The following is a 25038-nucleotide window of genomic DNA, read 5'->3' on the forward strand; positions in this document are numbered from 1 at the left end:
TTTTGTCTCAATCCTGAGCATCCTTAATGAGTCAGATAGTTAAAACCTTAGAGCAGAACACATAGCCTGCCTGTGGTTACTCTGATATCCAAAAGCCGGGCTTATCCGGCACGGCTTCCATTTGGAACGTCGCATTCTGGCATAGCCAGACATGGTGTAAGTTTGTCTTCATAGCCGATATCAAAAAGCATTCCTTGTGAGAGTTCACCAGCCATCTTTCGCTCTGGTAAGTTCACAACAAATAGAGCCTGTTTCCCTTCTATTTCTTTAGGGTTTTTACGCTCTTGTTTTATACCTGCAAGTATTGAGCGCTCGTGATCACCAAAATCCACAATCAGTTTCATTAGCTTATCTGATTTAGCTACTTCTACGACTTGAGTGATTGTCCCAACACGAATATCAAGTTTTGCGAAGTCATCATATGAGATAGGATCTTTAATCGGGGCCGGAGTCATAATTTTTCCTTAGAACGAGTTTAATTTGAAGCCATTGATTATTCTGAAAACTCTTTAAGAGCATTCATTGCAGCATCAGCCTTATCTTTCTGAACAAAAATATGATCGTGATAATAGCCTGCAATTACGTTGGCGCTGATGCCGTACGAACCAAGTTTAGTTGCAAAGGCAGCAGTTAATCCTACCGCTTCAAGGCTGGAATGTACCGATAAAGTTATCAGACTGAAGAGTGCATTAAAATCCAGTTTAGCAGCAGCGGCGTTTTCTTCTTTCAGCACCAGAGTCAGTCCTTCCTTTTCCCGAAAAGTCGCAATTGGCTCTAATGCTAAGTAATCTGACAACGCACCATTAACGGTGCAAAAAACGTAATTGCCTTCAATAAGTTCTGGTGACATGGATTTCAAGAGAATATCTAAGTCAGTAATTGCGGTCATATATTGTCCTGTAGTTGTGTCTGTGTTCTTTTTTTGAAATGACACAGGCAACGGTAGAGGCTAAATGGGTATAAGTGAAATTAATAATATTAATTGTTCATAAGCATGGTTAATGGTTGAGTTTCAAATTGTTGTCCTTACGCTTCCTTTATGCAATCAAAACGTCAAATTTCTCACCAGGCACTCGTTCCCATACATCTCCCGCGTGGGAATGCATACCGTGGCTGAGTGCATCTAGGTAATGCACTGAAAGAACAGAAAATAAGCTCTGTGAAGGTTTATAGTCCGGCTGGTAGCTTTGAGTCTGATATGCAATGGCATGGACTCCCTCACCTTCGTCGAAAATATCGGCTAAGGTAAGAGTGTCAACTAAAAAGGAGCCCATGCCATGAACAAGAATATCACTATTTCTATCGACCTTGCTAAGACTGTTATTCAAGTTGCGATAATTAATAAGCACGGAAAGCTTTCATCTAATCAAAAAGTATCTCAATCAAAGTTAATTTCAATGGTGGCTAAGCACCCCAAAGCTGTTATTTGTATGGAAGCTTGTGCAACGGCTCATTATTGGGGTCGAAAGTTCCAGCAGGCAGGACATCAAGTCTTACTCGTGCCTGCTCAGATCGCCGCTAAGTATCGCTCGGGAAATAAAAATGATCCCAATGATGCTTTGGCTATTTATGAAGCCAGTCAGCGGACAGATATTCATTTCGTTCCGGTTAAAACTGTTGAACAGCAAGATCTTGCCTGCTTACTAAGACTGCGGGAAGGTTATATTAAGCAACGAACACAGCTTGCTAACCGTATCCGGGGGCTTGCGATGGAATATGGCATCAAATTTCCCATAGGAATCAATTCGCTCAGAAAACAGCTACCGTTTGAGTTGGAAAATGCTGAAAATGAATTAACCCATGCTGCTCGGTTTATTCTAAATAATCTTAAAGAACAGTTGCTCGCGCTTGATACCCAAATTGATGATGCCACTCAAGCTCTTACCAATCAGGCAAAACAAAATGAAGATTGTAAGCTTTTAGCCTCGTTACCGGGTATTTCATGGATTTCAGGCAGTGCTTTGTATGCCAGGTTAGGAAATGCATCGGCTTATAAGTGTGGTAGGGATGCAAGCGCAAGCATTGGATTAGTGCCTGCTCATACAGGAAGTGGAGGTAGAAATATCAACCTTGGCATTACTAAGCGAGGAGATCGTTATCTCAGAGCTCTTGTCGTTCATGGTGCCCGAGCTGTAGTTAGTCATGTCAAAGATAAAACTGATCCACTTAGTCAGTGGATACGCTCTCTGTTAGAGAGAAACCATGTGAATAAAGTCGTTATTGCTCTAGCGAATAAGATAGTCAGGATGGCGTGTGCCATATTGAAATCAAAACAGCCTTACCAGCTTAAGTTAGCTTAACTGAAATAAGGTAAAGCTGAATTTGGAGCAAACGACAAACCAGCGTAATAGCAAGTAATTAAGATAAAGTGTTAGCACAGCACACAAGGCAAACTCTGTGTGGGAATGAGGCAATAAATGCCTGGACTGCGATTAGAAGCCTTGTTAGTGGATTTAGCCATAAAGGTTCGGGGTAGCGCCCCATGATGAAACCGAATATACGTGCACTTGCATAAACTCTTATTATCTTAAACCACTTGTGTTACAGGGGGAGTCCATATACATTCCCACGGAGAACCATGGGAACGAGGTTTCTGCATAACTATTCAAAATCTAATCTAATTCTTTAAGTCCTGACACGACTAATTTCTGAGAGAAATCTTTCATAAGAAAAAATGTCCCATGCGCCACCTGACCGATACGCTTGGTGCTGGACATACTTCTTTTGTCTCAATCCATAGCCTGCAACGAAAACAAAAGCCCTTATTCTATGTAGTGAAAAATTTTCGCCAATAAAGCCCGGTTAGATTAGGGGAAGAAAATGTGCACACTGTCAGTTGAAATTTCATATGAAAGTGTCTATATTTCACTAAATGAAGGTTAAATGTAAGTGAAAGGGCATCATATGAAAGTGCTCTTTTGGGGCTAAAGAGCTTTAAATATGTATTTCAATATCCAGAGATTCTCTACACATGACGGTGATGGCATCCGCTCTATTCTGTTTCTGAAAGGATGCAGCCTTTCCTGTTTATGGTGTCAGAACCCGGAAAGCCATAGCGATAAACGTTCACTGCTTTTTGATCAAAGAGTGTGTCTGGATAGCTGTGACCTTTGTGTACAAGCCTGCGACGCCATTCAAAGAGACAAAGATTCGATAACCATCAACCGCAAATCCATAGGTGAAGAAGAACTGATTGCTTTGCAAGACGTATGTCCTACTCAGGCGCTTACCGTATCCGGTCTGCAAGCCGAAGCTGACGTCCTGCTTGATACGCTGATGAAAGATAAGCCTTTTTATCAGCAAAGTAATGGTGGTGTGACTTTCTCTGGTGGCGAGCCACTTATGCAGCCTGATCTCGTTGCAGAAATTGCCGGAAGACTTCATCAGGAGGACGTAAATACTGCGGTGGAGTCCTGCATGCATGTGCCCTGGAAAAACATCGAAAAAACGGCACCTTTTATCGACTGCTGGCTTACCGACTTAAAGCACACCGATGATGAAAAATTCTATGACTGGACTAAGGGCTCACTGAAACGGATCAGAGAGAACTTCCGGAAACTGGCTCTCATCGCCAAACGTATCATCATCCGGGTTCCTGTTGTTCCCGGCTTCAACGACACCGATCATGAACTAAAAGAGATTATCAACTTTGCAGCTTCACTTGAAAGCTGCGAAGAATTGCACCTGCTTCCGTACCACACATTAGGTATCAACAAATACCATCTGCTTGATATGCCGTATCAGTGCTCTGAACAGCCGTTAAATAATCCTGAGCTGCTGGCAAGAGCCGGGCAATATGCAAGTGAAAATACCCAACTTAAAGTGACAATCAGAGGTTAATCATGGAATTAAACTATTTGCCCGAGCGTATTCAGGCACATAAAAACGCGCTGATAAATATAGTGACGCCACCTGTCTGTACAGAACGTGCCCAGGCCTATACACGAGCTTATCAGGCAAATGAGGATAAGCCTGTGATTGTCCGGCGGGCACTGGCTTTAAAAGAGCACCTGGAAACCCGTACCATCTGGATTAAACACGATGAACTTATGGTGGGAAACCAGGCGAGTAAGGTAAGAGCTGCTCCTATTTTCCCTGAATATACTGTCCGCTGGATTGAAGCTGAGATTGATGATCTGGCCGATCGCCCCGGAGCCGGTTTTGGAGTAACGGAAGAAGATAAACAAGCAATCCACAAAATCATTCCTTACTGGCGCGGAAAAACCGTTCAGGATCGCTGCTATGGATTATTCACCGAAGAGCAGCAGGCAATTCTGGCGACCACCATTATCAAAGCTGAAGGCAATATGACATCCGGTGATGCTCATCTTGCAGTCGACAATGACAAAATCCTTGCCATTGGTCTGGATGGCCTGATCGCAGAAGTAAAAGAGTGCCGCGAGGGTAACGATATTTCCACCTATGACGGGCTGAAGAAAGAGCAATTTTATAAATCTGTAGATATTGTGCTGCAGGCAATACAAGAACACATTCTACGCTATGCCGATCTTGCCGATAAAATGGCAAATGAAGAACAGCGTACAGCACGAAGAGATGAGCTGAAAACGATCGCAGATAACTGCCGTCATATCGCCCATCATGCGCCGGAGACATTCTGGCAGGCGCTCCAGCTCGTCTATTTTGTTCAGCTAATTCTGCAGATTGAATCTAACGGTCACTCTCTCTCTTTTGGCCGGATGGATCAGTTTCTGAATGATTTTTATGTGCGTGATATCGAAGCAGGAAATCTGACAAAATCCTTCGCCATGGAACTGCTTCAAAGCTGCTGGCTGAAACTGTTGGAAGTAAACAAAATTCGTTCCGGAGCACACTCGAAAGCTTCAGCCGGATCTCCGCTTTATCAGAATGTTTGTATCGGTGGTCAGAAACTCAATGAACAAGGTGAACCGGAAGACGCGGTTAATCCACTTTCATGGGCAATTCTTGAATCATGCGGCCAGCTGCGTTCTACTCAGCCAAACCTGAGCGTGCGTTATCATGAAAATTTAGATCAGGATTTTCTGATGGGCTGCGTTGACGTTATCAAGTGCGGTTTTGGCATGCCAGCCTTTAATAACGATGAAATTGTTATTCCTGAGTTTATTAAGCTTGGTGTAGAAAAAGAGGACGCTTACAACTACGCTGCGATAGGCTGTATCGAAACCTCAGTTCCGGGTAAATGGGGCTACCGGGTTACCGGAATGAGTTTTATCAACTTCCCGAGAATACTGCTGGCTGCATTGAATAAAGGTGAAGATGCAACATCCGGGGAAACCTTCCTGCCTCATGAAAAATCTCTGGCCGAAGGTAACTTTAAAAATTTCGATGAAGTCATGGATTCATGGGCAGATCAGATTCGTTACTACACCCGCAAGTCTATTGAAATTGATACCGTTGTGGATACCGTCCTTGAAGAGCAGGTGCATGATATCTTCTGTTCATCTCTGGTCGATAACTGCTTAGAGCGTGGCAAGACAGTAAAAGAAGGCGGCGCGAAGTACGACTGGATTTCCGGTCTGCAGGTAGGGATAGCAAACCTTGGTAACTGCCTGGCTGCGGTTAAGCATATGATATTTGAGACAGAGCAAATATCTCAGCCGGAAATGGCAAAAGCACTGGCAGAGAATTTCGAGTCTTCCGAACAGGAGCAGCTTCGCCAGCGTATCCTCAATTTTGCCCCTAAATACGGTAACGATGATGACTCTGTTGATCTGCTGCTGACTCAGGCTTATCAGGTCTACATCGATGAGCTTAAGAACTTTGTAAATACCCGTTACGGACGCGGTCCGGTTGGTGGCGGATACTTTGCCGGTACTTCCAGTATCTCAGCAAATGTGCCGTTTGGCGCGTCCACCATGACAACACCGGATGGCCGGAAAGCAAAGGCTCCGCTGGCAGAAGGAGCAAGCCCTGCCTCCGGTACTGACCGCCTTGGGCCTACTGCTGTTTATAACTCGATAGGCAAAATTCAGGTCGACAAGATATTAGGTGGTGTACTGCTGAATCAGAAACTCAGCCCATCTGCGGTTGCAACTGAAAGTGATAAACTCAAGCTTTCCATGCTTATCCGTACCTTCTTCAACCACCATAAGGGCTGGCATGTTCAGTACAATATTGTCTCACGCGATACCCTGCTGGCGGCGAAGGAGAGCCCTGAAAAGTACCGTGATCTGGTTGTTCGCGTGGCAGGATACTCAGCATTCTTTACTGCCTTGTCGCCGGATGCGCAGGATGACATTATTGCCCGTACCGAGCATGAGCTTTAAAGTTTAGTTTTATATTTCATATAGTTTTCATATGAAAGAAAGAGGAGTTACAATAGTAGCTCCTTTTTTTCATTGGAGCCGGATTGTGAACTCAAGACAGAATGAAATCCTTCAAATGGTAAACGAACGCAAACGCGTCCAGGTAACTGACCTGGTTGAAGCTATTGGAGTGTCGGGTGTTACCATAAGACAGGATCTTAACTTCCTTGAGCAGCAGGGCTATCTGAAACGTGTACACGGCGCAGCAATAGCGCTGCAGAGCGATGATATTGATACACGGCTAGAGGTGCGGTTCGATATAAAACAAACTCTGGCTTCCAAAGCGGCCGATCTGGTCGCCCCAAATGAAACCGTTTTGATTGAAGGTGGCAGTGCCAATGCCCTGCTGGCAAGAACTCTGGCAGATCGTGGTGATGTAACCATTATTACCCCTTCAGCTTATATTGCACACCTTATCCGTAACTCTTCTGCGAATATCATTCTGCTTGGTGGCGTTTACCAGCACCAGGGAGAAAGTCTGGTCGGCCCTTTGACTAAGCTCTGTATTGAAAACATCCATTTCAGCACCGCATTTCTGGGCATCGACGGATACCATCAGGACACAGGATTTACCAGCAGGGACATGATGCGGGCCGAAATCGCTGATGCCATCATCAAGAAGAAGCGCCGGAATATCGTTCTTACTGATTCCAGTAAGTTCGGTCAGATCTACCCATCCAGCATCAGCACTCCTGATGAAATATCAGTGTTGCTTACCGATGATGCTGCACCGGAAGAAGATATTAAGCATCTGAAGGCGCAGGGAATTGAAGTGATACTGGGCTAGCGACACATCTGAGGGATTTTTATTTGCCAGAAGTTCACTGGCAGCAAACACTTATCAAATCATATCTTGGGATCTGAGAGTGATAAATTATATTATTTGTGAGAGAGCACCTATGAGCAGTGACCATTTTCAGGGCAAGTACGAAGTAGAATTGAAATATAGATTGAAATCTAAATCGGACTTTCTACATACCCTGCGCCAGATGCCCCATAAAGTTATGCTCGAAGATAACGCAGAGTTCGACAAGTATTACGACACACCTGACAGGAAGTTGAGTGCTCAGAATAAGAGCCTTTGCATACGCACAATGGAACCGTCAGGCATCAAGCTCTGGATAGTAAAAGGGCCGGAGCCTGACAGATGCGAAGCAACAAACATTATGGATGCCAACAGTGCGTCAGGTATGCTTGAAACCTTGGGCTACGAAGTTTCATTGCAGGCCAGAAAAGTCAGAAGTATATACTTTATTGATGAATACCATATCACGGTCGACTCCTTAGATAATATCGGCGATTTTGCTGAGTTTGCGATTATGACTGATGAAGAAGAAAGGTTGTCCGCATACAGAAAAGAGTTAGAAAAGCTAGCATTTAAATTCGGCCTTACTGACCAGGAGCTTGAGCCAAGGTCATACAAGGATATGGTCACAGAGAGTGCTGAATAACTATATTGTCATTTCGCTTTCTTCATGCGATAAAAACGTCAAATTGCTCACCAGCCCCTCGTTCCCACGGAGACCGTGGGAACGTATTTCTGCATAGTTATTTTGAAGTGCGTATCACATGAACTATCTGCCGTTAATACCGTTCAAGCACAACCGCACCATAAGCCGGTATATGAACACCATTGATCTGATAATGACGGTCACCCTGCCTTGATGCTTCTATAAAGTCCCAGATGTTAAAGGCTGGCCAGCTGGTATTGGCGAGCTCTTTGTAAAGTCCGGAAACGCCGACGTTGTAGTTCCACCATGTGGTCGGGCCGAAGTTCAGAACAATCAGGTACTTTCCGTTATCGCGGGTAAATGCGGCGATCCCGTTGTCGTTGTGAATGTGGCAGATCCGGATATCACTCCAGGAAAATGCCGCCATATTGTTTCTGCGAATTTCGAAGATCCTGCGGTACCAGTTTAGGATTTTCTGTTGGTAAGGCATTGTTTCGTAACTGGTCAGGCTTAGTCTGTGATCCCACCAACTACCACCGTCTTCAGGGTGACCATTCTGGCCAAACTGAGTCCATTCGCCACCTTCCTGGCCCATAAATATCATCGGTATGCCCCGTGACAAAATGGTCATTGGTGCGGCTACCTGTGACATATTCCAGCCCATTCCGTTGCGGGCCACTTTGGCGATGCGTTTGTCTTCATTGCCCACTTCATCGTGGGACTCGGTGTAGTTCACCGCGTCGTGCCAACTGTCACCAAAGTTTCTGAACACCTGTTTTAGCTGGTCAAGATGTCCTCCTGACAGAACGGATTTAGCGTTATCATGGAAGCTGTCACACCACTGGGAGTCAAATGGAGCGTGCCAGTCGCCTCCCCAGTTGCTGTTGCAGTTTTCTTTGGTGACATACCAGTTATCAGGTAGCTCTTCTGCAATTAATACGATATTGCTGTCCAGCTGTTTTACCCGGTGGCGCAGTTCTTTAATGAAGTTCCAGCCACTGGCTTTGCCTGGGTTTCTCACGTGATTTGCCCATGTGTTTCCCTGATGAAGAATATGGGTCATATCAAATCTGAAACCATCGATATGGTACTCTTTGGCCAGATAAAGCAGGCTGTTGATCAGGAAGTGGCGGGTGATATCGCTGTCGAAGTTGAGCATTGGTCCCCATGCGGTATCGCCGGAAACGTACTCTTCATGGTCGATTTGCCACAGCACATTGTCGCTGTTGCCAATATGGTTTAGAACGATATCCAGAATCACTGCCATTCCGTGCTGGTGGGCGGTGTCTACCAGCGCTTTCAGATCATCCGGTGTGCCGTAGGATTCTTCAATGGCGTAGAAGAAGGTGCCGTTGTAGCCCCAACTGACGTTTCCTGAAAAGGCATTGACCGGCAGCAGTTGAATCGCGGTTGCATTGGTTTTGCTGATGTAATCCGGGATCTCAGCTTTAACGGTTTGCAGCGGATTTAAATCAGGGTAACGGGCGCTAAAGCGCAACGGATGAAGCTGATAAATGGCGTAGTATTCCATTCCGGGGCGTTGCCACGCCTGATCTTTCCACTGATAGCCGGAGTGGGAAACCTGAGAGTTTCCGTCCAGTCCTGTATGTTCAAGCCTGCGGGCGGCCGGATCCTGATAGTAGAACCAGTCACCGTTTTCACTGTATTTTACCCGGAAGCGGTATCTGTCACCGTCTTTAGGCTGGATTCTGGTATCAGAGAGAAGATATTTGCAGTACCAGAACTTTTTATCGGCAATCGCGGTGAGTTCGATGGGGATTTTGTCCCAGCCGGTAAAGTCACCGACCAGTTGTACCTGAATCGCATGAGAAGCCATATGCACAATGGCGTACCAGTGGTCTTGTTCAATCACTAATCCTGGAGTGCACTGCTCGAAGATTTCGTACTCGGTGAGAGTACAGCCGGTGGTTACAGGTAAGTTGGAAAGAGTCGTACTTGACATAGATGCCTCCGAAAAGAAGTGTTAACTGAGGAGTCTGTTTAGATTAGAAGCGATAGGGAAATTTGGCCAAAGGGGATCTGGCTGAAATGGTCTGAGTATTAACTCTAAGACGGTTGTTCGGGACTGAAGTGAGAGGATGCTGCCAATTATTTCGGTTTAACCTGAATAAGCTTCATCAGGCCGTGTGGTCTGCCATTTACATACTCAGCCGCTGAGTGGATATTGCTGTTTGCACTACCAATGATGCGGTATTCACTCATTTTCTCGTCGTTCTCAAGCAGGATAAACAGGTAGCCGTCCTGAATGTTCCATTTGCCGGTCGCATTTTCTGAGCCGAACATATTGGTTTCTACAGCGGTGCCGTTTGGCTTTAGGGTTACTTCAGCAGGTTCGCCGTTTTCGCTGACTTTTACCCAAGGCTGATTATGCACTTCGTGTTTAAGGATCTTACGACGACCTTTACACCAGTCTTTAAACTCTTTTTGCTGTCTTGGATACAGATCCGGCAGACCATCAAGCCCTAAAAAGGTTTGCTGGCTTTCGCCCCAGAAAAGCTGTAAGTGAAGAAGAGTCATGAAGTTCGCCTGAAAGAGTGATTAATGTCTCATTATTTTAGCGGATTTTGGTACAAATGCTCATTTTTGTCAATGAATAGGTATTACGGAAGTATGCAAAGTGGTGAAACAGCCGCTAAAAGCCCGGAGATTATTCTGTAAAAACGCAGCAAGTACATCCATGTGCGCTCCAATTTTTCTTCCCTGAAAAATAGGTTTTACTCCACAATCATCGGACTTTTAGCTTGTTCCTTAGTTTGGAATGGAATGCGGGACAAAAATAAAAAAAGCGCAACTTTACCGGAAAGTTGCGCTTGTGCCCGAATTAGAAAGGCAGGAGCATCGAACGGTCACTTACATGACCATTGTGTATGGGTTAGGTTAGTGCCGGAAACAGGGCAGGGAGCTCTGCATTCAGGCATGCTCTGTTTAATCGGTTCTGAGCTGTGATGATATTTTGTTCCCAGTTTTCATCCTGAGCCCACATCTCAATCACCATAGGGACAACCAGGCCGGTTTTCTTAATGGTTTTGAAGATAGCATCAAAGTCTACTTCGCCTTCACCGATAACCAGATCGCGGAACTGGCCTTTGTATCCTTCTTTCACCTTATAGGTGTCTTTCAGGTGGATCTGAGTGATATGTGGCGCACTCAGTGCCAGCTCGGTACAGGTGTCGTAGTTCCAGCCGTTGATATTACCGACGTCAGGGTAGGCAGTGAAAAACGGAGAATTCACTTCACGGTTCAGTACTTCAAACTTGCTCAGTGAGTTCAGGTAGTCGGTATCCATGATCTCCACAGAAAGCATCATACCGGCACGTTCAGCAAGCTTTGCACAAAAGCGCATACCTTCAATAAAGCGTTTGTGCGTCTCTTCGTTTGCTGGCTCGTAATATACATCGTAACCGGCAAGCTGAATGTTTCTCACACCAAGCTTGTAAGCAAGTGCAATCGCTTTTTCCATATGAATCACTGCCTGATCGCGAATGGCCGGATCAGCGGAACCAAACGGGAACTTGCGGTGAGCGCTTAAGCACATGGATTGCAGCGGCAGTCCGTGGCTTTCGCACAGATGGCGCAGGGCGTAGATTTCTTCGTCGCTCCAGTCCAGACGAGCGCGGCGCTCGTCTGATTCGTCTACGGAGATCTCAAGAAAATCAAAACCCAGAGCCTTCGCTTTAGAGATCTTCTCTTCCCACGACAGTTCGTTGGGCAGGGCTTTCTCGTAAAGCCCCATACGATGACGTTCTAAGTTCTTAAACATAAACTCACCCGATTACCAGTAGCGCTCAATCTGTTCGCGAAGTGCTGCCGCTGTCTGCGCGCCTTTTTCACCAGCCAGTGCGCGGCCTGCGATAAAGGTTTTCGCTTTAATGCCTTCGAACAGGTACAAATCTTCAGGAACGATGCCGCCTGTGATAGACAGCTCAAGGCCTATTTCAGACAGTGCACGCATCTTTTCGATGTCCGCATCTGTCCAGCCGATACCTGCCAGCTCTGCATCACGAGAGCGGTGGTAGATAGCCTGCTTGATACCCAGGTCAGCCCACGCCTGTGCATCTTCCATTGTCCAGTTACCGTAGATCTCGATCTGGATTTCACCGTTAAACTCATCTGCCACTTTCTTACAAACTTCGATAGTGGCGATGTGTGCCGCTGCAGAAACCGTGATCCAGTCAGCACCGGCTTCAAAAGCCTGACGGGAAAGGATTGCGCCGCCGTCTGTGGTTTTCATATCACACACAAGTACGTGATCAGGGTGGTTTTTACGCAGTGTTCTTACTGACTCCATACCTTCAGCAAAAGCCAGAATAGTGCCTACTTCGATTACATCTACAAAGCCTTCTACGTTTTTCGCTACTTCAACCGCTGTTTTAAGATCAGTCTGGTCCAGTGCGATTTGGATCATTGGTTTAGTCATTGTTCAGTCCTCTAATATTTGTTCGGATCAGGCGGGCAAGTCCGCCTGTGTTGTTGTCTGTTTCACATACGATGTCAGCGGCCTGCTTAACTTTGTCGTCGGCGTTTTGCATAGCAACGCCAAGACCGGCCAGCTGAATCATTGAAATATCGTTATGGTTGTCGCCCACAGCCATTACCTGCTCAGGCTTAAAACCGTTCTGGTCAAGGTACTCGGCAAGGCGTGTTCCTTTAGCGTTGCCTTTGTTGGCAAAGTCCACCCGGTTAGACCAGGAGCGCTCGCCGGAGAAGTTCTGTTTTACAAAGTCCAGTTCTTCAATCCGGGCAATGCTTTCAGGTTCGCCTTCGATAACAAATTTCCAGATGTACTCCGCGTCGTTGATCTCCTTTTCAAAGCAGTCAATTTTGCGGATATCCGGTTTCTTTTCGCCTTCAAAGCCGCAGGCCCACTTTTCCAGAGCATGCATATAGTCAATTGGCTGACTACGTGAATAGAGCATGCTGTGAGTGACATAAAGCACCGCTTTCATCTGATGCTCATTGGCTAACTCAAGGAATTTACGGGCGTTTTCTTTGGCGATTGAATTTTCAGAAAGTACCTTGTGATTGTGATAGTCATAAACATATGTACCGTTACAGCAGATTGCAGGGGTATCTAATCCAAGCTCTTCGTAATAGGGTTTGGCTGCCGTATGATGACGCCCTGTCACCAAAACCACATGGCACACTTCCTTAGCTTCACGAATGGCGGCTTTCACTTCCGGGTGAATGCCGTGTTCGCTGTTTAGTACTGTTCCATCTAAATCAAGAGCGAGAACCTGGTACATATGTTTCTCCTTTAGCGTTGGCCGTAATAAGCGTTGGCACCGTGTTTGCGGTTGTAGTGCTTATCCGAGAGTTCCTGCATCAACTTGACGCCGCTGTTCAGCATTCTGGTGCCAAGTGCCATTACTGCGACTTCTTCCAGAACCACTGCGTTGTGCACGGCGTCTTTGCCGTTTTTGCCCCAGGAGAAAGGCGCGTGTCCCGCTACAACCACACCCGGAACTGCTTTAGGGTCGATGTCGCGGTTGTTGAATTCTTCGATAATCACCAGGCCGGTATTCTTTTCGTAGTCGCTGGCGATTTCATCTCGTGTCAGGTTACGGGTACAGGGAACATCACCGTAGAAGTAGTCCGCGTGTGTAGTACCAAGTGCCGGGATATCCAGCCCTGCCTGAGCCCAGGTTGTTGCGTTACGTGAGTGGGTATGAACCACGCCACCAATGTTCGGGTATGCTTTATAAAGCTCTAAGTGTGTCGGCGTGTCGCTTGAAGGGTTCATTTCGCCCTCGATACGGTTGCCTTCTAAGTCAATCACCACGATGTCGTCGACTTTCATTTCGTCGTATTCAACACCGGAAGGTTTGATTGCAATAACACCAAGTTCACGGTCAATTTCAGAAACATTACCCCAGGTGAATGTCACCAGACCGTGTTTAGGTAACTGCAGGTTTGCATCTAATACGCGTTGTTTCAGTGCCTGATACATAATCTTCTCAATGCCTCTTATGCAGGTTCTGCCAGTGCTTCGTCGATAACGGCGAAAACGTCTTCGTTTGTTTTACAAGCCAGTAGCTTTTCAACGTCTACACCGGTTTCGCTGTCTTCGTCGTCCAGTACCTGAGTCACTTCCATCAGGCCTTCCATATGTTCATCTGAAGAGCTGCCTGCCAGAGTCACCATGACTTTTACCACTTCGCCTTCAATTTCAATTGGGTTTGCCAGAGTCACCAGTGCAAAAGCTGTGCGGTTTACGCCGTCTTCAGGGCGGGCGTGTGGCATAGCGAAATCAGGCGCGATGCAGATGTAAGGGCCCAGTTTTTCAATGCTGCTGATGATGGCTTCGTGGTAGCTTGGCTCTACTGCGCCGGATGCAATCAGCATATCTGTGCCGACTTTGATAGCGTCACGCCATTCTGTGGCTTCTACGTTTAGCTTGATTGAGTTGTTGTCGATAAGTGATTGTTTAAAACCCATGATGGTGTCTCCAGTGAGGCCGGTTGCCAGGGCTCGCTGGCAACCGGGTGTTTCTTATAGTAAGTAGTGAGGTAGGGGGTTATGCTTTCTGAGCGGCGAAGTTCTGTTCGATTAGCTCAACCAGCTCGTCACCGAAAGAGTTAGGGTTAAGCATGTTCTGTACACCCAGGATGTACTTGCCTTCGCCTACTTCCATCTCACTTGAAAGGTGCTTTGATGACACTATGATGTCTGTGTTCGCCAGCTTTGACTTATAGTCAGATACTGCGCATGAGTCCATTACGTGCGGAATACCTTTCTTCTCAAGATATTTACCGATCTTCATCTTCATCATCATTGATGAACCCTGACCGTTACCGCATACCGCAAGGATGCTTACAGGGCGAACACCGTCTGTTGCTTCAAGTACCTGCTGTACTGCTGCTGCAACTTCTGGCTCTTCAGACTCAAGGTCACCGCCTTGTGCTTCTGCATCTTCTTCAGCGCGTAGCTGCTTAGAAGCGAAGAACATGTAAACGCCTGCCAGTGCAACCAGTACCCAGAAGAAGGCTTTAGATGCTGTGATACCTGCGAAGATTGGTGGGAAGATAAGCGCCCAGTCAGCCATACCCATCCAGCCGTTGAATGAAACGCCCTGGTCAGCGATTAGCTGGATAGCCCATGCAGAACCAACCACTTCGATAATACCCATCACGAAACAGATCTTCATAACCGCTTTCCAGCCGCCGAAGTGGTTCGCGAATACACCGATAGTGGCGTTCGAGAAGAACATTGGGATAAAGCCAGGGATAATCATGATTGGTGAATCAGCAAGAAGAAGTGCACCAACTGCCACGAACTGACCGATTGCACCCCACATGAAGCCGAATACCATTGCGTTTGGAGAGAATGCGTAGATAGCCGCACAGTCAATCGCAAGAACCGCGTTAGGGATTACACGCTCAGAGATACCTTTAAATGCCTCTGAAAGTTCAGCAACGAACATACGTACACCGGCAACGATTACCTGAATAGCTACCGCAAACTTAAGGCCTGTTTCAAGGATGTAGATAGTCCAGTGTGTTTTGCCAGCCATTGACTGAAGGTTATCAAGGCCGAAAGAAAGCAGGATGATACCGAAGAACACTGTCATCACGATTGCTGTTGCAGCGATTGAGTCGTGGAAGATGTGCAGCCATTTAGGCAGTTCGATATGGTCAACGCTGTCGTTCTTGTCACCCAGTTTTGGAGCAACTTTCGTTGCAATCCATGAAGCAACCTGCTGCTGGTGACCGATAGAGAAGCCAGCGCCGCCAGTTACTTCCTGAGTTGGCTTGAACATGATGTTAGAAGAGATACCCCAGTACAGAGCCATCAGAACAGCTGAGTAAAGGATGGTTTCCCACATTGACGCGCCAAGTATAAAGTAGAATACCGCTACAAGACCCGCCTGCTGGAACATGATGTGACCAGTCAGCATGATAGTACGGATACCTGTAACGCGGCGGAATAGTACCAACAGAATGTTAATACCCAACGCAATCAGTACGGCGTAACCTACCCAAGAGTACATGTCGCCCATGTTTTCCATGGTTGCCATCATTGTTGTGTATGGATCAATGACCGAACCAGTCAGGCCGTGGAATTCGGAAAGTTTTTCAATAACAGGTTTGAATCCCTTAACCAGAGTACCTGCACCTACTTGTACAAGCATGAAACCAACGATGGTTTTGATTGTACCTTTGATGATTGTTGTTGGATCTCGTCTTAGCAGCCAGTAACCGATTAGTGTTACCAAACCAAGTAGCAACGGTGCTTTCGTCATTACCTGGCTGTAAAAAATATAGAATACGTCGTATAGGAACTCCATATTTCTACCCCTTATCTTTATTTATCTAATGTGTAGGACAGAGTTAACTGTTGTTGTTTAACTCAGGCTCGTTTTTGCTCACGAACACACAATACCAATCATTTATAATCAATCAATGCTCATGTGTGATTATTTGTGATTCTGATCAAGGGGGCGCACAAATGAGTGGTTGAAATGTTAATAAGATCAAAAAAAAGCCCTAAAAATAATCATGTTATTTATAAATGTCATATAAAACAGGCGGTTATGTGTTTTTGTTGCGTGAGTTCAAAGTTTTTGATTACCTGGCTTTGACATGATTACTTATGAATAATAGAATCATTGCAAATCATTAAGAATCATTTTAAGTCACTTGATGACGAGATGGTGATGATAAGTTGGTAGCGATATGAACGAACTTCAGCGACATAATGGCATTCTTTCACTGCTTGATGAGCAACAAACCATCAAGGTGAGCACGATTATTGAAAACTTTAATGTTTCTCCTGCGACAGCCCGTCGCGATCTGACCAAGTTGGATGAGCTGGGGAAACTGAAGAAGATAAGAAATGGTGCAGAAAGAATAGTGGCCCGTAATAAGAAGATCTGGTCACCGCTGAATGTCGATAACACTGAAAATTATGGTGAAAAAGCATCCATCGCTTCCCGAGCTGCCGATTTGTGCGGTAAAGGAGACAGCGTTGTTATCAACTGCGGCTCAACGGCTTTTATTCTTGGTCAGGAGCTTTGCGGTGAAGACATCAAAATCATCACAAACTATTTTCCGTTAGCAAGTTTCTTAATTGAACAGGACCACGAGGGCGTAATTATCACTGGTGGTCAGTACAACAAATCTAAAAATATCTTCCTAAACCCGACTCCTGAACTTTCAGGAACGTACGCTGGACACTGGATGTTTACCAGTGGCAAAGGCCTCACCGGACAGGGCCTTTATAAAACAGATATGCTCACGGCGGTCGTGGAACAACAGATGTTGGAGCAGGTAGGTAAGTTGGTTGTGGTGGTAGACAGTTCAAAGGTAGGTCAGCGTTCGGGAATGCTGTTCTGTCCTTCAGCCAAGATAGATATCGTAATTACAGGCAAAGATGCTGATGCTGTGGTAGTGGAAGCGCTCAGAGAGCAGAGCATCGACGTTATTCTGGTTTAATAATTAAATAGGTACGAAAATGAGCAAAGTAAACGAAATCACACGCGAGTCATGGATCCTGAACACTTTCCCAGAGTGGGGCACATGGCTGAACGAAGAAATTGAGAAAACAGAAGTTCAACCTAATACATTCTCAATGTGGTGGTTAGGTTGTACTGGTGTTTGGCTGAAAACTGAAGGCGGCACAAACATTTCTATGGACTTCTGGTGTGGTACCGGTAAGAAAACTCAGGCTAACGCATTTATGAAAAACCAGCACCAGATGATGCGTATGGGCGGTGTTCGTGAACTTCAGCCAAACCTTCGTACTGCTATTTTCCCAATGGACCCGTTTGCAATTAAAGAAATCGATGCCGTTCTTGCTTCTCACGACCACGCTGACCATATCGACGTTAACGTTGCGGCTGCGGTTATGCAAAACTGTGGTGAGCACGTTAAGTTCATCGGTCCACAAGCTTGTGTGAAGCTATGGATGGAGTGGGGCGTGCCTGAAGAGCGTTGCGTTGTTGCTAAAGTTGGTGATGAGATCCAGGTGGGTGATGCACTGATTAAAGTACTGGATTCATTTGACCGTACTGCGCTTGTGACTCTTCCTGAAGGTACCTCTTCTTACGACAAAGATATCCTTGATGGCATGGATGACCGCGCGGTTAACTACCTAATCGAGACGACCGGTGGCTCTCTGTACCACTCAGGTGACTCTCACTACTCGAACTACTACGCGAAGCACGGTAATGATTATAAGATCGACGTAGCTCTGCTTTCTTACGGTGAAAACCCACGTGGTGTAACAGATAAGATGACGGCTTCTGATATCCTGCGTGCGGGTGAGTCTTTAGATTGTGAAGTGGTAATGCCTTTCCACCACGATATCTGGGCGAACTTCCAGAATGATCCTCGCGAAATCGAAGTACTTTGGAACATGAAGAAAGACCGTCTTCAGTACAAGTTCGCACCATTCTTCTGGCAGGTAGGTGGTAAGTACACTTACCCAACAGATAAAGGCCGTATGCACTACCAGCATTTCCGTGGTTTCCGTGATATTTACACTGATGAGCCGGAACTGCCGTACAAAGCGTTTTTATAAGCTTTCAGCTGTTAGTTGTCAGCTATCAGAGAGGGAGGCCGAATGGCCTCCTTTCTATTTTTTGGTTACTTGGCAGGTCTTGTAAACCATGGGGAACGAGCGTCGGTCTCGTTAAATAGCTCGTATTTTCTGTATAGCATCTGCCCACCATCTCTGGTCAGTGGCTGCCAGATAAATCCGGCTCTGCTTCTGCTTGGTTTAACAGTAAGAATATCCAGAGGAAAGGAGATATAGAAGCCCTTGGTAAAGCTGCCTTCTCCGTATTCATCAGCTGTTAGATTTGAAAAGCTGGCATAGGCTCCTGTAATGACACCCGAGTCAAACTGTTTGGAAAAGTCCATTCTTACACCTTTGTCCTGACCCAAAAACTGGCCCATACTCAGCTTTAAACGGGTATCCTTCAGTAGTTCATACTCTGGTGTATAGTAAAGATTCAGGAAGCCAGTTTTACCTTTCACCAGGACATGCGCGGCACATTGAGGTGTATATACCCCACTTGCACAGTTGCCATATTCAAAGTATTCATCGGAATAAACGGACAGCCAATTATCAGGGTCTCGCTGAGAAACATAGTTGGCATCGATACTTACGGCCCAGCTACTATCTTTGGGGCGGTACAACACTTCACCACCGACACCGGCAAACATACTTTCCAGATAGCCACCGTAACCCTGATAATAGATACTATCGGACAGCTGATCCAGCCAGGTTAGCTGAAGGTTATTCATCCTTACCGGGTTGTCGTGTACGTAATAGCGGAATAGTGTCCTTACCCTTGGTGTTGAAGAGCTGGCAATTTGCCCCGCATCATTGATGGTATAATTGAATTTGTCATAGTTATCAGCGAGGTTTACATAAAGAGAACCACTTAATTCCAGGTTATTTGTGAGTTTATAGCTAGCACTGCCCGTTACACCAAGAGCATAAAAATAGAAGGTTTCGGCGCTGCCAAGACTCTGAGTCAGAGTAGGCTCGATACCGTAATCAAGCGCTTCAACAGAGTCTGAAAGAAGTTCACTTCTCCGACTTTCTTTTGACTGAGAAGTTTGAGATACACTGTCTAACTTGGCATCATCCAGCTTTGCACCCAGATAACCATTGTTGGCATAATCGTCGAAAGCATCAGCATCATAGCTGGTTTTTCTAAGATCCATACTATGGTTCGTTTCTACAAACGTGTAAGTTTTAATATCTTTCGTTCTGTTTTGGGAAAGAATTAATGCAGCGCGTTCGTGTGCAGAATCCAGTTTTCGATATTTGGTAGGTTCACCCCTGACGGTAATGGTGTCACCCTCTACAGATATCTGGGTTTGTTCGAAACCAGCATTACTGGCCAGCAGTTCTGAAATTTTATCCCAATCAGGATTTTCTGCATTTGATCCCGGCGCATAGGCTGGCTTAGGTGTGTCACGCCATGGCTGAGATAACTCATTAAAGTTGGTCTTAGCTGTTACGCCGAAGGTTACAGTATCGCCTCTTTCGTAACTTAGCCTGATATCAGCCCAGTAGGACGGACTGTACACCAGGCCAAAGTTCCATGGAGTATGCTGGGTCATGTCGACAGCACCCTCTGCAACAGGATAGTCGTTGCTATAGTCGTTACCTTCGTACTCAACTTTAATGCGAAGAGGCTCGTATGGTGTTTGATATTCAACCCCTCCAAAGATAGCAGCAGGGCCTCTAAACCAGCGTTCAAAATCAACGGAGCCACCACTGCCTTTGAAACTGCTGTCTCTGGAGCAAAAACCTTCACTAAGCTCACATAAAGGGCTTGAAATATCTCCTCTCTGGCCCAGATAGCCCCAGCCCATTCCTAAAGTAAAGTCAAGGTTACCATAGCGCTTAGTTGCTGCGATGTATTCACCATCAAACAGGCCTGTGCCACCAAAGTCTCTGACACCGACAGAGGTTTCAGGAAGCCAGTCGCTCTCTTCCCAAAGTCGGATTTTAAAGTCAATCCCCTTATCGGTGTATTCTGTATCGCCACTGAACCCTGCATCACTGCTATAAAGCAAATCCTGCACCATGGTGTAGCGGATTGTAGTTTCAAACCAGGAAAGTAACTGAAGTGAAACAGAAGCGTGATGATATTCGTTATTAACGGTGACACCAAAGTTAAATTCTCCTTCAGGAGCCATTCTCCCTGATGGAGCCTGCATTAAGCCTACACCACCAAAGTCTGACTGTGATACTTCGAGAGTTGGTTCTTTGAATACATCAGCATTTACCGATAGTGATAAAGGTATGGTACTGAAAAGTGTGGCGTTAATAGCCTGAGATAATATGGAAGACTTATACTTCATTACTGCTGGCTTCCTTGTGTTGGCGGTTCCATATAACGTAATAATTCTGCTATCTCTCGGTTAAGCCCGGACATGCGCTCAGGGAGATCTTCAAACCCTATGTAAAGAAGTGCCCCCGGAGCTAAGAATACAGTCTGGTTTTTCCAGTAACTGTCACTGATTACTGATAAAGCTCCGTCTGGTTGTATGATGAAAATACTTTTATCATTGCTGTTCTGGGGCAGGGAAGCTTGCTCTATGTAGGTATTCAGTGGTTGGTGGCCTTTTAATTTAAACGCAGCTAGCGATGTGGTCGTACCCACAACAAATATATTGTTGGTACGAGGTGGGGAAATAAGCGAATAGACGCCCTCAAGTACAGGGTTTAATGATAATTTGAGCCTAATAAGGTCATTGTCCAGAGGAATAAAGTGACGATAACCGAATTTTGCTTTATTAAGCAGATCACTCAGAAGGTCAGCTTTGAAAGTTGATCCGGTATGATATCTGGAGAGGTAGTTAAGTTTTTCCAGAACCTTTTTTTTCATTACTTCAATTTGGCTGTTTTTAGCCGGCTCGATTAACTGTGCTCCAAGCCAGTATGGCGCCGTGAGTTTGTTTTTATATATATAGGCATTGGTTTCACTTAAAACCTGAGAAAGTCTGACAGGCTCTTTGTATACGAGAGTCGCAGAATAACTGGGAAGCGATATTTTAGCTTCTGATGCAGAAGCTAAAACTGAAAAAGCAGAAGACAGAACGAACAGAATTCTAAATACAAGGCTCATAAATTACCCATTAAAATGTTTTACAATGGTCATTGCTACTTCAGGCATTTCAGGTCCTATGCTCTGAATGGATTTAACTACTCTATGGGTGCTTTTATCCAGCCAGAAGTGGTTAGTGATTGTTCTATTTAGGCTGGGAAAGTGCACAGTTTCCTGATAGTACTGAGTGGTTTTTTCCCACGTTGTAGCCGCAATAGTTTCATCATTCATATAACGCCACTGTATTTCTGCTGTATATCCATAACGATATTCAGGTTGCCAGTCATACTTTGCCTGCCAGTAATGAGCTTTTGGTTTTTCACCCTGAATGGATAGCGGATCCAAATGTTTAGAGGGCGTTATACCCACTAAGTTATCTATGGGTAATCGAAGAGTTTTAATCAGACGACCATTTTCAGTCACAAGCATTCCAAAGTCAGAACTAACCCACTTAAGTTGAGTGTGGTTCGGGGCTTTAAGTGATGGTTCGGCAAGCCCTAAGACAATAAAAACTTCAGCACCATCGTCTATTCGTACATTGGTGCTTGCATAGGGGAGCTTATTTATATCTTCAGCAGACATATTGGCATCTTCAAAGCCAAATACCCCCTCTTTTAGGGTTGCGTTAAAGTCTTGATAGTTCTGAGTGCAGGCAATGAGACACAGGCTAACAAAACCTGCGAACACATTTTTTGTCCTTTTGAGATTTTTCATGTTTTTTCTTTGGTAAAAAAAAGCCATCAATGTTTGATGGCTTTTAGATTTGCTTGTTACTAGCTTAGTTAGTGTTAGTAGTAGTAGTAGTAGCTGCGCTTGAACTGTTGTTAGAAGCAACAATCGCACCAGCAGCAACAACACCAACAACTGTTAGTGCAGTAGTCGCTGTAATACCAGCGCCTGCAGCAGCAGCGCCACTAGCACCAGCAGCACCGCCGCCCGCACTAGCACCAGCACCAGACTCACTAGTTGCAGCTAGTGCTGAACCAGCAAATAAAGCCAGAACTAGAGTAGCAATACTCTTTTTCATATTATTTCCTTTTAAAAACATCGATGTTTTACAAGCCAACAGAGACGTTGACTGACGAAATATAACAAAAAAAACATGAATAAATAAAGACTCAATTATAAAAAATATTCAATTTAGTGCTTAATTGTCCAAGAAATAAGAAGCTAATTATAAAATTGTTATTTTTCGCCCTTATGCATGCAAGCAAAGCAAAGTAGCTAAAAATGGCAATATATGATGTTCAGGAGCTAGGTTGCGAAATTATATGCCCCTTGTCGCAGGAGTGGTGTCATGGTACTGTATCCCGTAAAATTTTGTAATAAATTATAAATTTCACATAAAAACAGTTAGTTGTGTTTTTAGTCAGTTTTTTATGCGGATGGGGATAGCGGCTGCCTACGGGCGGTAGCGTGCCTGGACATGTGAACTGGATAAAAACTTTCACAGTATATTTACTATCTGTGTACGAACAGTTAACTGTTTATTTAAGATATAAGAGTTGGTTTTGAAGCTTAGTTTAGAGAAAAGATCGGTTTTAAGAAATCTATCGGTCACCCTTATTGCCGCCCTAATCACTGCATGCTCCGGTGCTCCCCGTCAGGTTGAGGCTGATGTGCCTCTTGTCGCCCAGACAAACAAATTTGATGACGCTAATCTTGTTTCCTCTCAATACTGGAATGTTTTGGACGATCCTTCTGCTAATTATCTGTCTCATCCTTCCTATCAAATCCAAATCGGCCCCAAGTATATTTCTGCATTAGGTCTTGAATGCAGGCCTTTAAAAATTGCCCTGAGCGAAGTTCAGCTAGATAACAGGGTTGTTTGTGTACAAACCCACAAAGACAATAAAGGAAAGACTATCAAAGCTTGGTACCTTACCAAGAGTATTCTGCAGGAAACGCAAGAGATAGATATCTAGGATTATGCAGCATTTTAACTTAAAGACTTTTGTTAGCCGGGTTATTTCCCTGGCGGCTATTAGTGCATATGTACCATTTAGTGCCAGTGCCATTTCTCTAAATGAACAGCAACTTTCCAGTTCTGCTACACCGGCTCAATTGCAGCAGGCGGCGCAGATGGGTATGGCTCCGAATCAATCGTTAGAAGCAGGGTCATATACTAAAGAGAACCGAAATAACGCATTATTACCAGGGGAGGTGGATGTACGGCAATTACTTCCGTCTTCAGGAGAAGCCTTTCCGCCACCGTATGCGGCAAATTTATTTGCTGGTGGTTATGAGTCAGAAAGAACGGACGGGTTAAATGATAATTATCTGATCGCTCCCGGTGATAAAATCAATATCTGGCTCTGGGGCGCAGTAAATTATTCAGATGTTGCAACCGTGGATAATCAGGGGAATATCTTTATCCCTAATATCGGTCCTATTACCGTTAAAGATGTTCCGGCTAGTGAAGTTAATGCCCTTGTTACTTCCAAGATTAAGCGTATCTATACCAATAATGTTAGTGTGTATGTGAACCTGCTTACAACTACGCCCGTTAGCATTTATCTTTCCGGACCTGTCATTCGTCCGGGACAATATGCTGGTATGGCATCAGATAGCATTCTCTATTTTCTTAAGCGTGCCGGGGGAATTGATTCTGAACGCGGTAGCTATAGAGAAATCCAGGTAATTAGAAACGATGAAGTTCTGAAAACCGTTGATCTGTACGACTTTATTCGTACGGGTAATATGCCAAAGGTTAACTTTAAAGATGGCGATGTTATTCTGGTTAGCCCACAGAAGTCGGCTATTACTGTCTCTGGGGCAGTCAGAAATCCATTCCGCTTTGAATTAAAGCAACAGACTTCAGTTGGTGAGCAGCTTACAAGTTATTCAAGACCTTTAGCGAAAGCGAGTCATGTAGGTATTGTAGGAAACAGAGAAAGTGGTCCGTTTTCCGTTTATATCTCCTACGAAAAGTTCAAAGACTTTGAGCTGAAAGATGGCGATAAGGTGATTTTTAACGATGACCTGCACGCAAAGATCATCGATATTCAGATATCAGGTAGTTATGAAGGGCCTTCATACTTCGCAGTAAAAGAAGGAACACTGCTGCATGATATGCTTTCTTATATCCCTGTTGAGGAAAGCTTAGCTGATTACGAGTCTATCTATATCCTTCGCGAAAGTGTGGCGCAGCGTCAAAAAGAGATGCTAGAAGAGTCGCTTAACCGCTTAGAAAAGAGTGTATTTACAGCGCCAGCTTCCTCAGATGGTGAGGCAGCTATTCGTGCGCAAGAAGCGCAAATGGTCTTACAGTTTACCGAGAGAGCTAGGAGAATTGAGCCACTTGGTAAGGTAATCGTTTCTGAAAACGGCAATATTGCAAATATCCGCCTGGAGCAGGGCGATCAGATTGTAATTCCACCAAAAACCGACCTTATCCAGATCGCTGGTGAAGTACTTATGCCACAGGCAGTAGTATTTAGCCCCAAGGCAACAGTGGATGACTATGTAGCCTGGGCTGGTGGATTTACCGAAAGGGCAGAAGACTCACGTATTGCAGTGATCAGAGCAAACGGGCTGGTTGAATTCAACGACACAGCAAGCGTCCGAAAAGGCGACCAAATAATGGTTCTGCCAAAAGTTGACACCAAAACCATGCAAGCGATCAAAGATATCACTCAGATCATCTACCAAATCGCAGTCGCAGCAAACGTAGCAATAGACTAACATGCCAAAT

At 45.2% G+C, this 25038-nt stretch carries 23 protein-coding genes; 9 read left to right on the forward strand and 14 right to left on the reverse strand.

Annotated features, from left to right (window positions below; genetic code table 11):
• Positions 1-101 precede the first annotated feature (101 nt).
• Positions 102-455: a tRNA-binding protein gene (locus L3Q72_RS23130; RefSeq protein ID WP_275132909.1), complete on the reverse strand. Its 354-nt coding sequence runs from the start codon at positions 453-455 to the stop codon at positions 102-104.
• A 38-nt stretch (positions 456-493) separates the two neighbouring features.
• Positions 494-889: an ACT domain-containing protein gene (locus L3Q72_RS23135; protein ID WP_275132910.1), complete on the reverse strand. Its 396-nt coding sequence runs from the start codon at positions 887-889 to the stop codon at positions 494-496.
• Positions 890-1277: 388 nt separating this feature from the next.
• Here L3Q72_RS23135 and L3Q72_RS23140 point away from each other — a divergent pair, with 388 nt between their 5' ends.
• From L3Q72_RS23140 to cyaB, 5 genes are all read left to right on the forward strand, one after another.
• Positions 1278-2300 carry an IS110 family transposase gene (locus L3Q72_RS23140; protein WP_275129409.1) on the forward strand — a complete coding sequence of 341 codons (1023 nt, stop codon included), beginning with the start codon at positions 1278-1280 and terminating at the stop codon, positions 2298-2300.
• 640 nt (positions 2301-2940) lie between these two features.
• On the forward strand, positions 2941-3840 hold the full coding sequence (locus L3Q72_RS23145) for a glycyl-radical enzyme activating protein (RefSeq protein WP_275132911.1): 900 nt from the start codon (positions 2941-2943) through the stop codon (positions 3838-3840).
• Positions 3841-3842: 2 nt separating this feature from the next.
• Positions 3843-6266 (forward strand): formate C-acetyltransferase/glycerol dehydratase family glycyl radical enzyme, encoded by a 2424-nt coding sequence (locus L3Q72_RS23150; RefSeq protein WP_275132912.1) that lies wholly within the window; start codon positions 3843-3845, stop codon positions 6264-6266.
• Between the two features lie 85 nt (positions 6267-6351).
• The gene (locus L3Q72_RS23155; protein ID WP_275132913.1) at positions 6352-7092 is read left to right on the forward strand and encodes a DNA-binding transcriptional regulator YciT; all 741 of its coding nucleotides are present in this window, start codon (positions 6352-6354) and stop codon (positions 7090-7092) included.
• Positions 7093-7204: 112 nt separating this feature from the next.
• Positions 7205-7756: a class IV adenylate cyclase gene (gene cyaB, locus L3Q72_RS23160; RefSeq protein ID WP_275132914.1), complete on the forward strand. Its 552-nt coding sequence runs from the start codon at positions 7205-7207 to the stop codon at positions 7754-7756.
• A gap of 133 nt (positions 7757-7889) precedes the next feature.
• Here the strand turns inward: cyaB and L3Q72_RS23165 are convergent, their stop codons facing one another.
• The 8 genes from L3Q72_RS23165 to L3Q72_RS23200 form a co-directional block, all read right to left on the reverse strand.
• On the reverse strand, positions 7890-9719 hold the full coding sequence (locus L3Q72_RS23165; RefSeq protein ID WP_275132915.1) for an alpha-amylase family glycosyl hydrolase: 1830 nt from the start codon (positions 9717-9719) through the stop codon (positions 7890-7892).
• 146 nt (positions 9720-9865) lie between these two features.
• Entirely contained in the window at positions 9866-10294 is a 429-nt protein-coding gene (locus L3Q72_RS23170) for a hypothetical protein (RefSeq protein WP_275132916.1), read from the reverse strand.
• Positions 10295-10649: 355 nt separating this feature from the next.
• Positions 10650-11537, reverse strand: a complete 888-nt coding sequence (locus L3Q72_RS23175) for an L-ribulose-5-phosphate 3-epimerase (RefSeq protein WP_275132917.1) — start codon at positions 11535-11537, stop codon at positions 10650-10652.
• A 12-nt stretch (positions 11538-11549) separates the two neighbouring features.
• Complete coding sequence (locus L3Q72_RS23180; RefSeq protein ID WP_275132918.1) at positions 11550-12194, reverse strand: 3-keto-L-gulonate-6-phosphate decarboxylase UlaD; 645 nt, start codon at positions 12192-12194, stop codon at positions 11550-11552.
• On the reverse strand, positions 12187-13020 hold the full coding sequence (locus tag L3Q72_RS23185; RefSeq protein ID WP_275132919.1) for a Cof-type HAD-IIB family hydrolase: 834 nt from the start codon (positions 13018-13020) through the stop codon (positions 12187-12189). Before L3Q72_RS23185 ends, L3Q72_RS23180 begins: the two co-directional genes overlap by 8 nt.
• An 11-nt stretch (positions 13021-13031) precedes the next feature.
• Complete coding sequence (locus L3Q72_RS23190) at positions 13032-13724, reverse strand: L-ribulose-5-phosphate 4-epimerase (RefSeq protein ID WP_275132920.1); 693 nt, start codon at positions 13722-13724, stop codon at positions 13032-13034.
• Positions 13725-13741: 17 nt separating this feature from the next.
• Positions 13742-14212, reverse strand: coding sequence for a PTS sugar transporter subunit IIA (locus L3Q72_RS23195; RefSeq protein WP_275132921.1), 471 nt, complete (start codon positions 14210-14212; stop codon positions 13742-13744).
• A 79-nt stretch (positions 14213-14291) separates the two neighbouring features.
• Entirely contained in the window at positions 14292-16061 is a 1770-nt protein-coding gene (locus tag L3Q72_RS23200; protein ID WP_275132922.1) for a PTS ascorbate-specific subunit IIBC, read from the reverse strand.
• Positions 16062-16449: 388 nt separating this feature from the next.
• On the opposite strand from L3Q72_RS23200, the gene ulaR reads away from it, so the two are divergent.
• Together ulaR and ulaG are read left to right on the forward strand one after the other, a co-directional pair.
• Positions 16450-17208, forward strand: coding sequence for an HTH-type transcriptional regulator UlaR (gene ulaR / locus L3Q72_RS23205; RefSeq protein WP_275132923.1), 759 nt, complete (start codon positions 16450-16452; stop codon positions 17206-17208).
• 19 nt (positions 17209-17227) lie between these two features.
• A complete protein-coding gene (ulaG, locus tag L3Q72_RS23210) occupies positions 17228-18295 on the forward strand; it encodes an L-ascorbate 6-phosphate lactonase (protein WP_275132924.1) in 1068 nt (355 codons plus the stop codon).
• Positions 18296-18360: 65 nt separating this feature from the next.
• Here the strand turns inward: ulaG and L3Q72_RS23215 are convergent, their stop codons facing one another.
• The 4 genes from L3Q72_RS23215 to L3Q72_RS23230 form a co-directional block, all read right to left on the reverse strand.
• On the reverse strand, positions 18361-20598 hold the full coding sequence (locus tag L3Q72_RS23215) for a YjbH domain-containing protein (RefSeq protein ID WP_275132925.1): 2238 nt from the start codon (positions 20596-20598) through the stop codon (positions 18361-18363).
• Positions 20598-21365, reverse strand: coding sequence for a capsule biosynthesis GfcC family protein (locus L3Q72_RS23220; protein WP_275132926.1), 768 nt, complete (start codon positions 21363-21365; stop codon positions 20598-20600). Before L3Q72_RS23220 ends, L3Q72_RS23215 begins: the two co-directional genes overlap by 1 nt.
• A 3-nt stretch (positions 21366-21368) precedes the next feature.
• Positions 21369-22058, reverse strand: coding sequence for a YjbF family lipoprotein (locus L3Q72_RS23225; RefSeq protein WP_275132927.1), 690 nt, complete (start codon positions 22056-22058; stop codon positions 21369-21371).
• Between the two features lie 64 nt (positions 22059-22122).
• Positions 22123-22371 carry a hypothetical protein gene (locus L3Q72_RS23230; RefSeq protein ID WP_275132928.1) on the reverse strand — a complete coding sequence of 83 codons (249 nt, stop codon included), beginning with the start codon at positions 22369-22371 and terminating at the stop codon, positions 22123-22125.
• Between the two features lie 484 nt (positions 22372-22855).
• Between L3Q72_RS23230 and L3Q72_RS23235 the strand changes: the two genes are divergently transcribed.
• Together L3Q72_RS23235 and L3Q72_RS23240 are read left to right on the forward strand one after the other, a co-directional pair.
• Positions 22856-23269 carry a hypothetical protein gene (locus tag L3Q72_RS23235; RefSeq protein WP_275132929.1) on the forward strand — a complete coding sequence of 138 codons (414 nt, stop codon included), beginning with the start codon at positions 22856-22858 and terminating at the stop codon, positions 23267-23269.
• A 4-nt stretch (positions 23270-23273) separates the two neighbouring features.
• A complete protein-coding gene (locus L3Q72_RS23240) occupies positions 23274-25028 on the forward strand; it encodes a polysaccharide biosynthesis/export family protein (protein WP_275132930.1) in 1755 nt (584 codons plus the stop codon).
• Positions 25029-25038: the final 10 nt, after the last annotated feature.

Source organism: Vibrio sp. JC009 (genome assembly GCF_029016485.1).
Classification (GTDB): domain Bacteria; phylum Pseudomonadota; class Gammaproteobacteria; order Enterobacterales; family Vibrionaceae; genus Vibrio.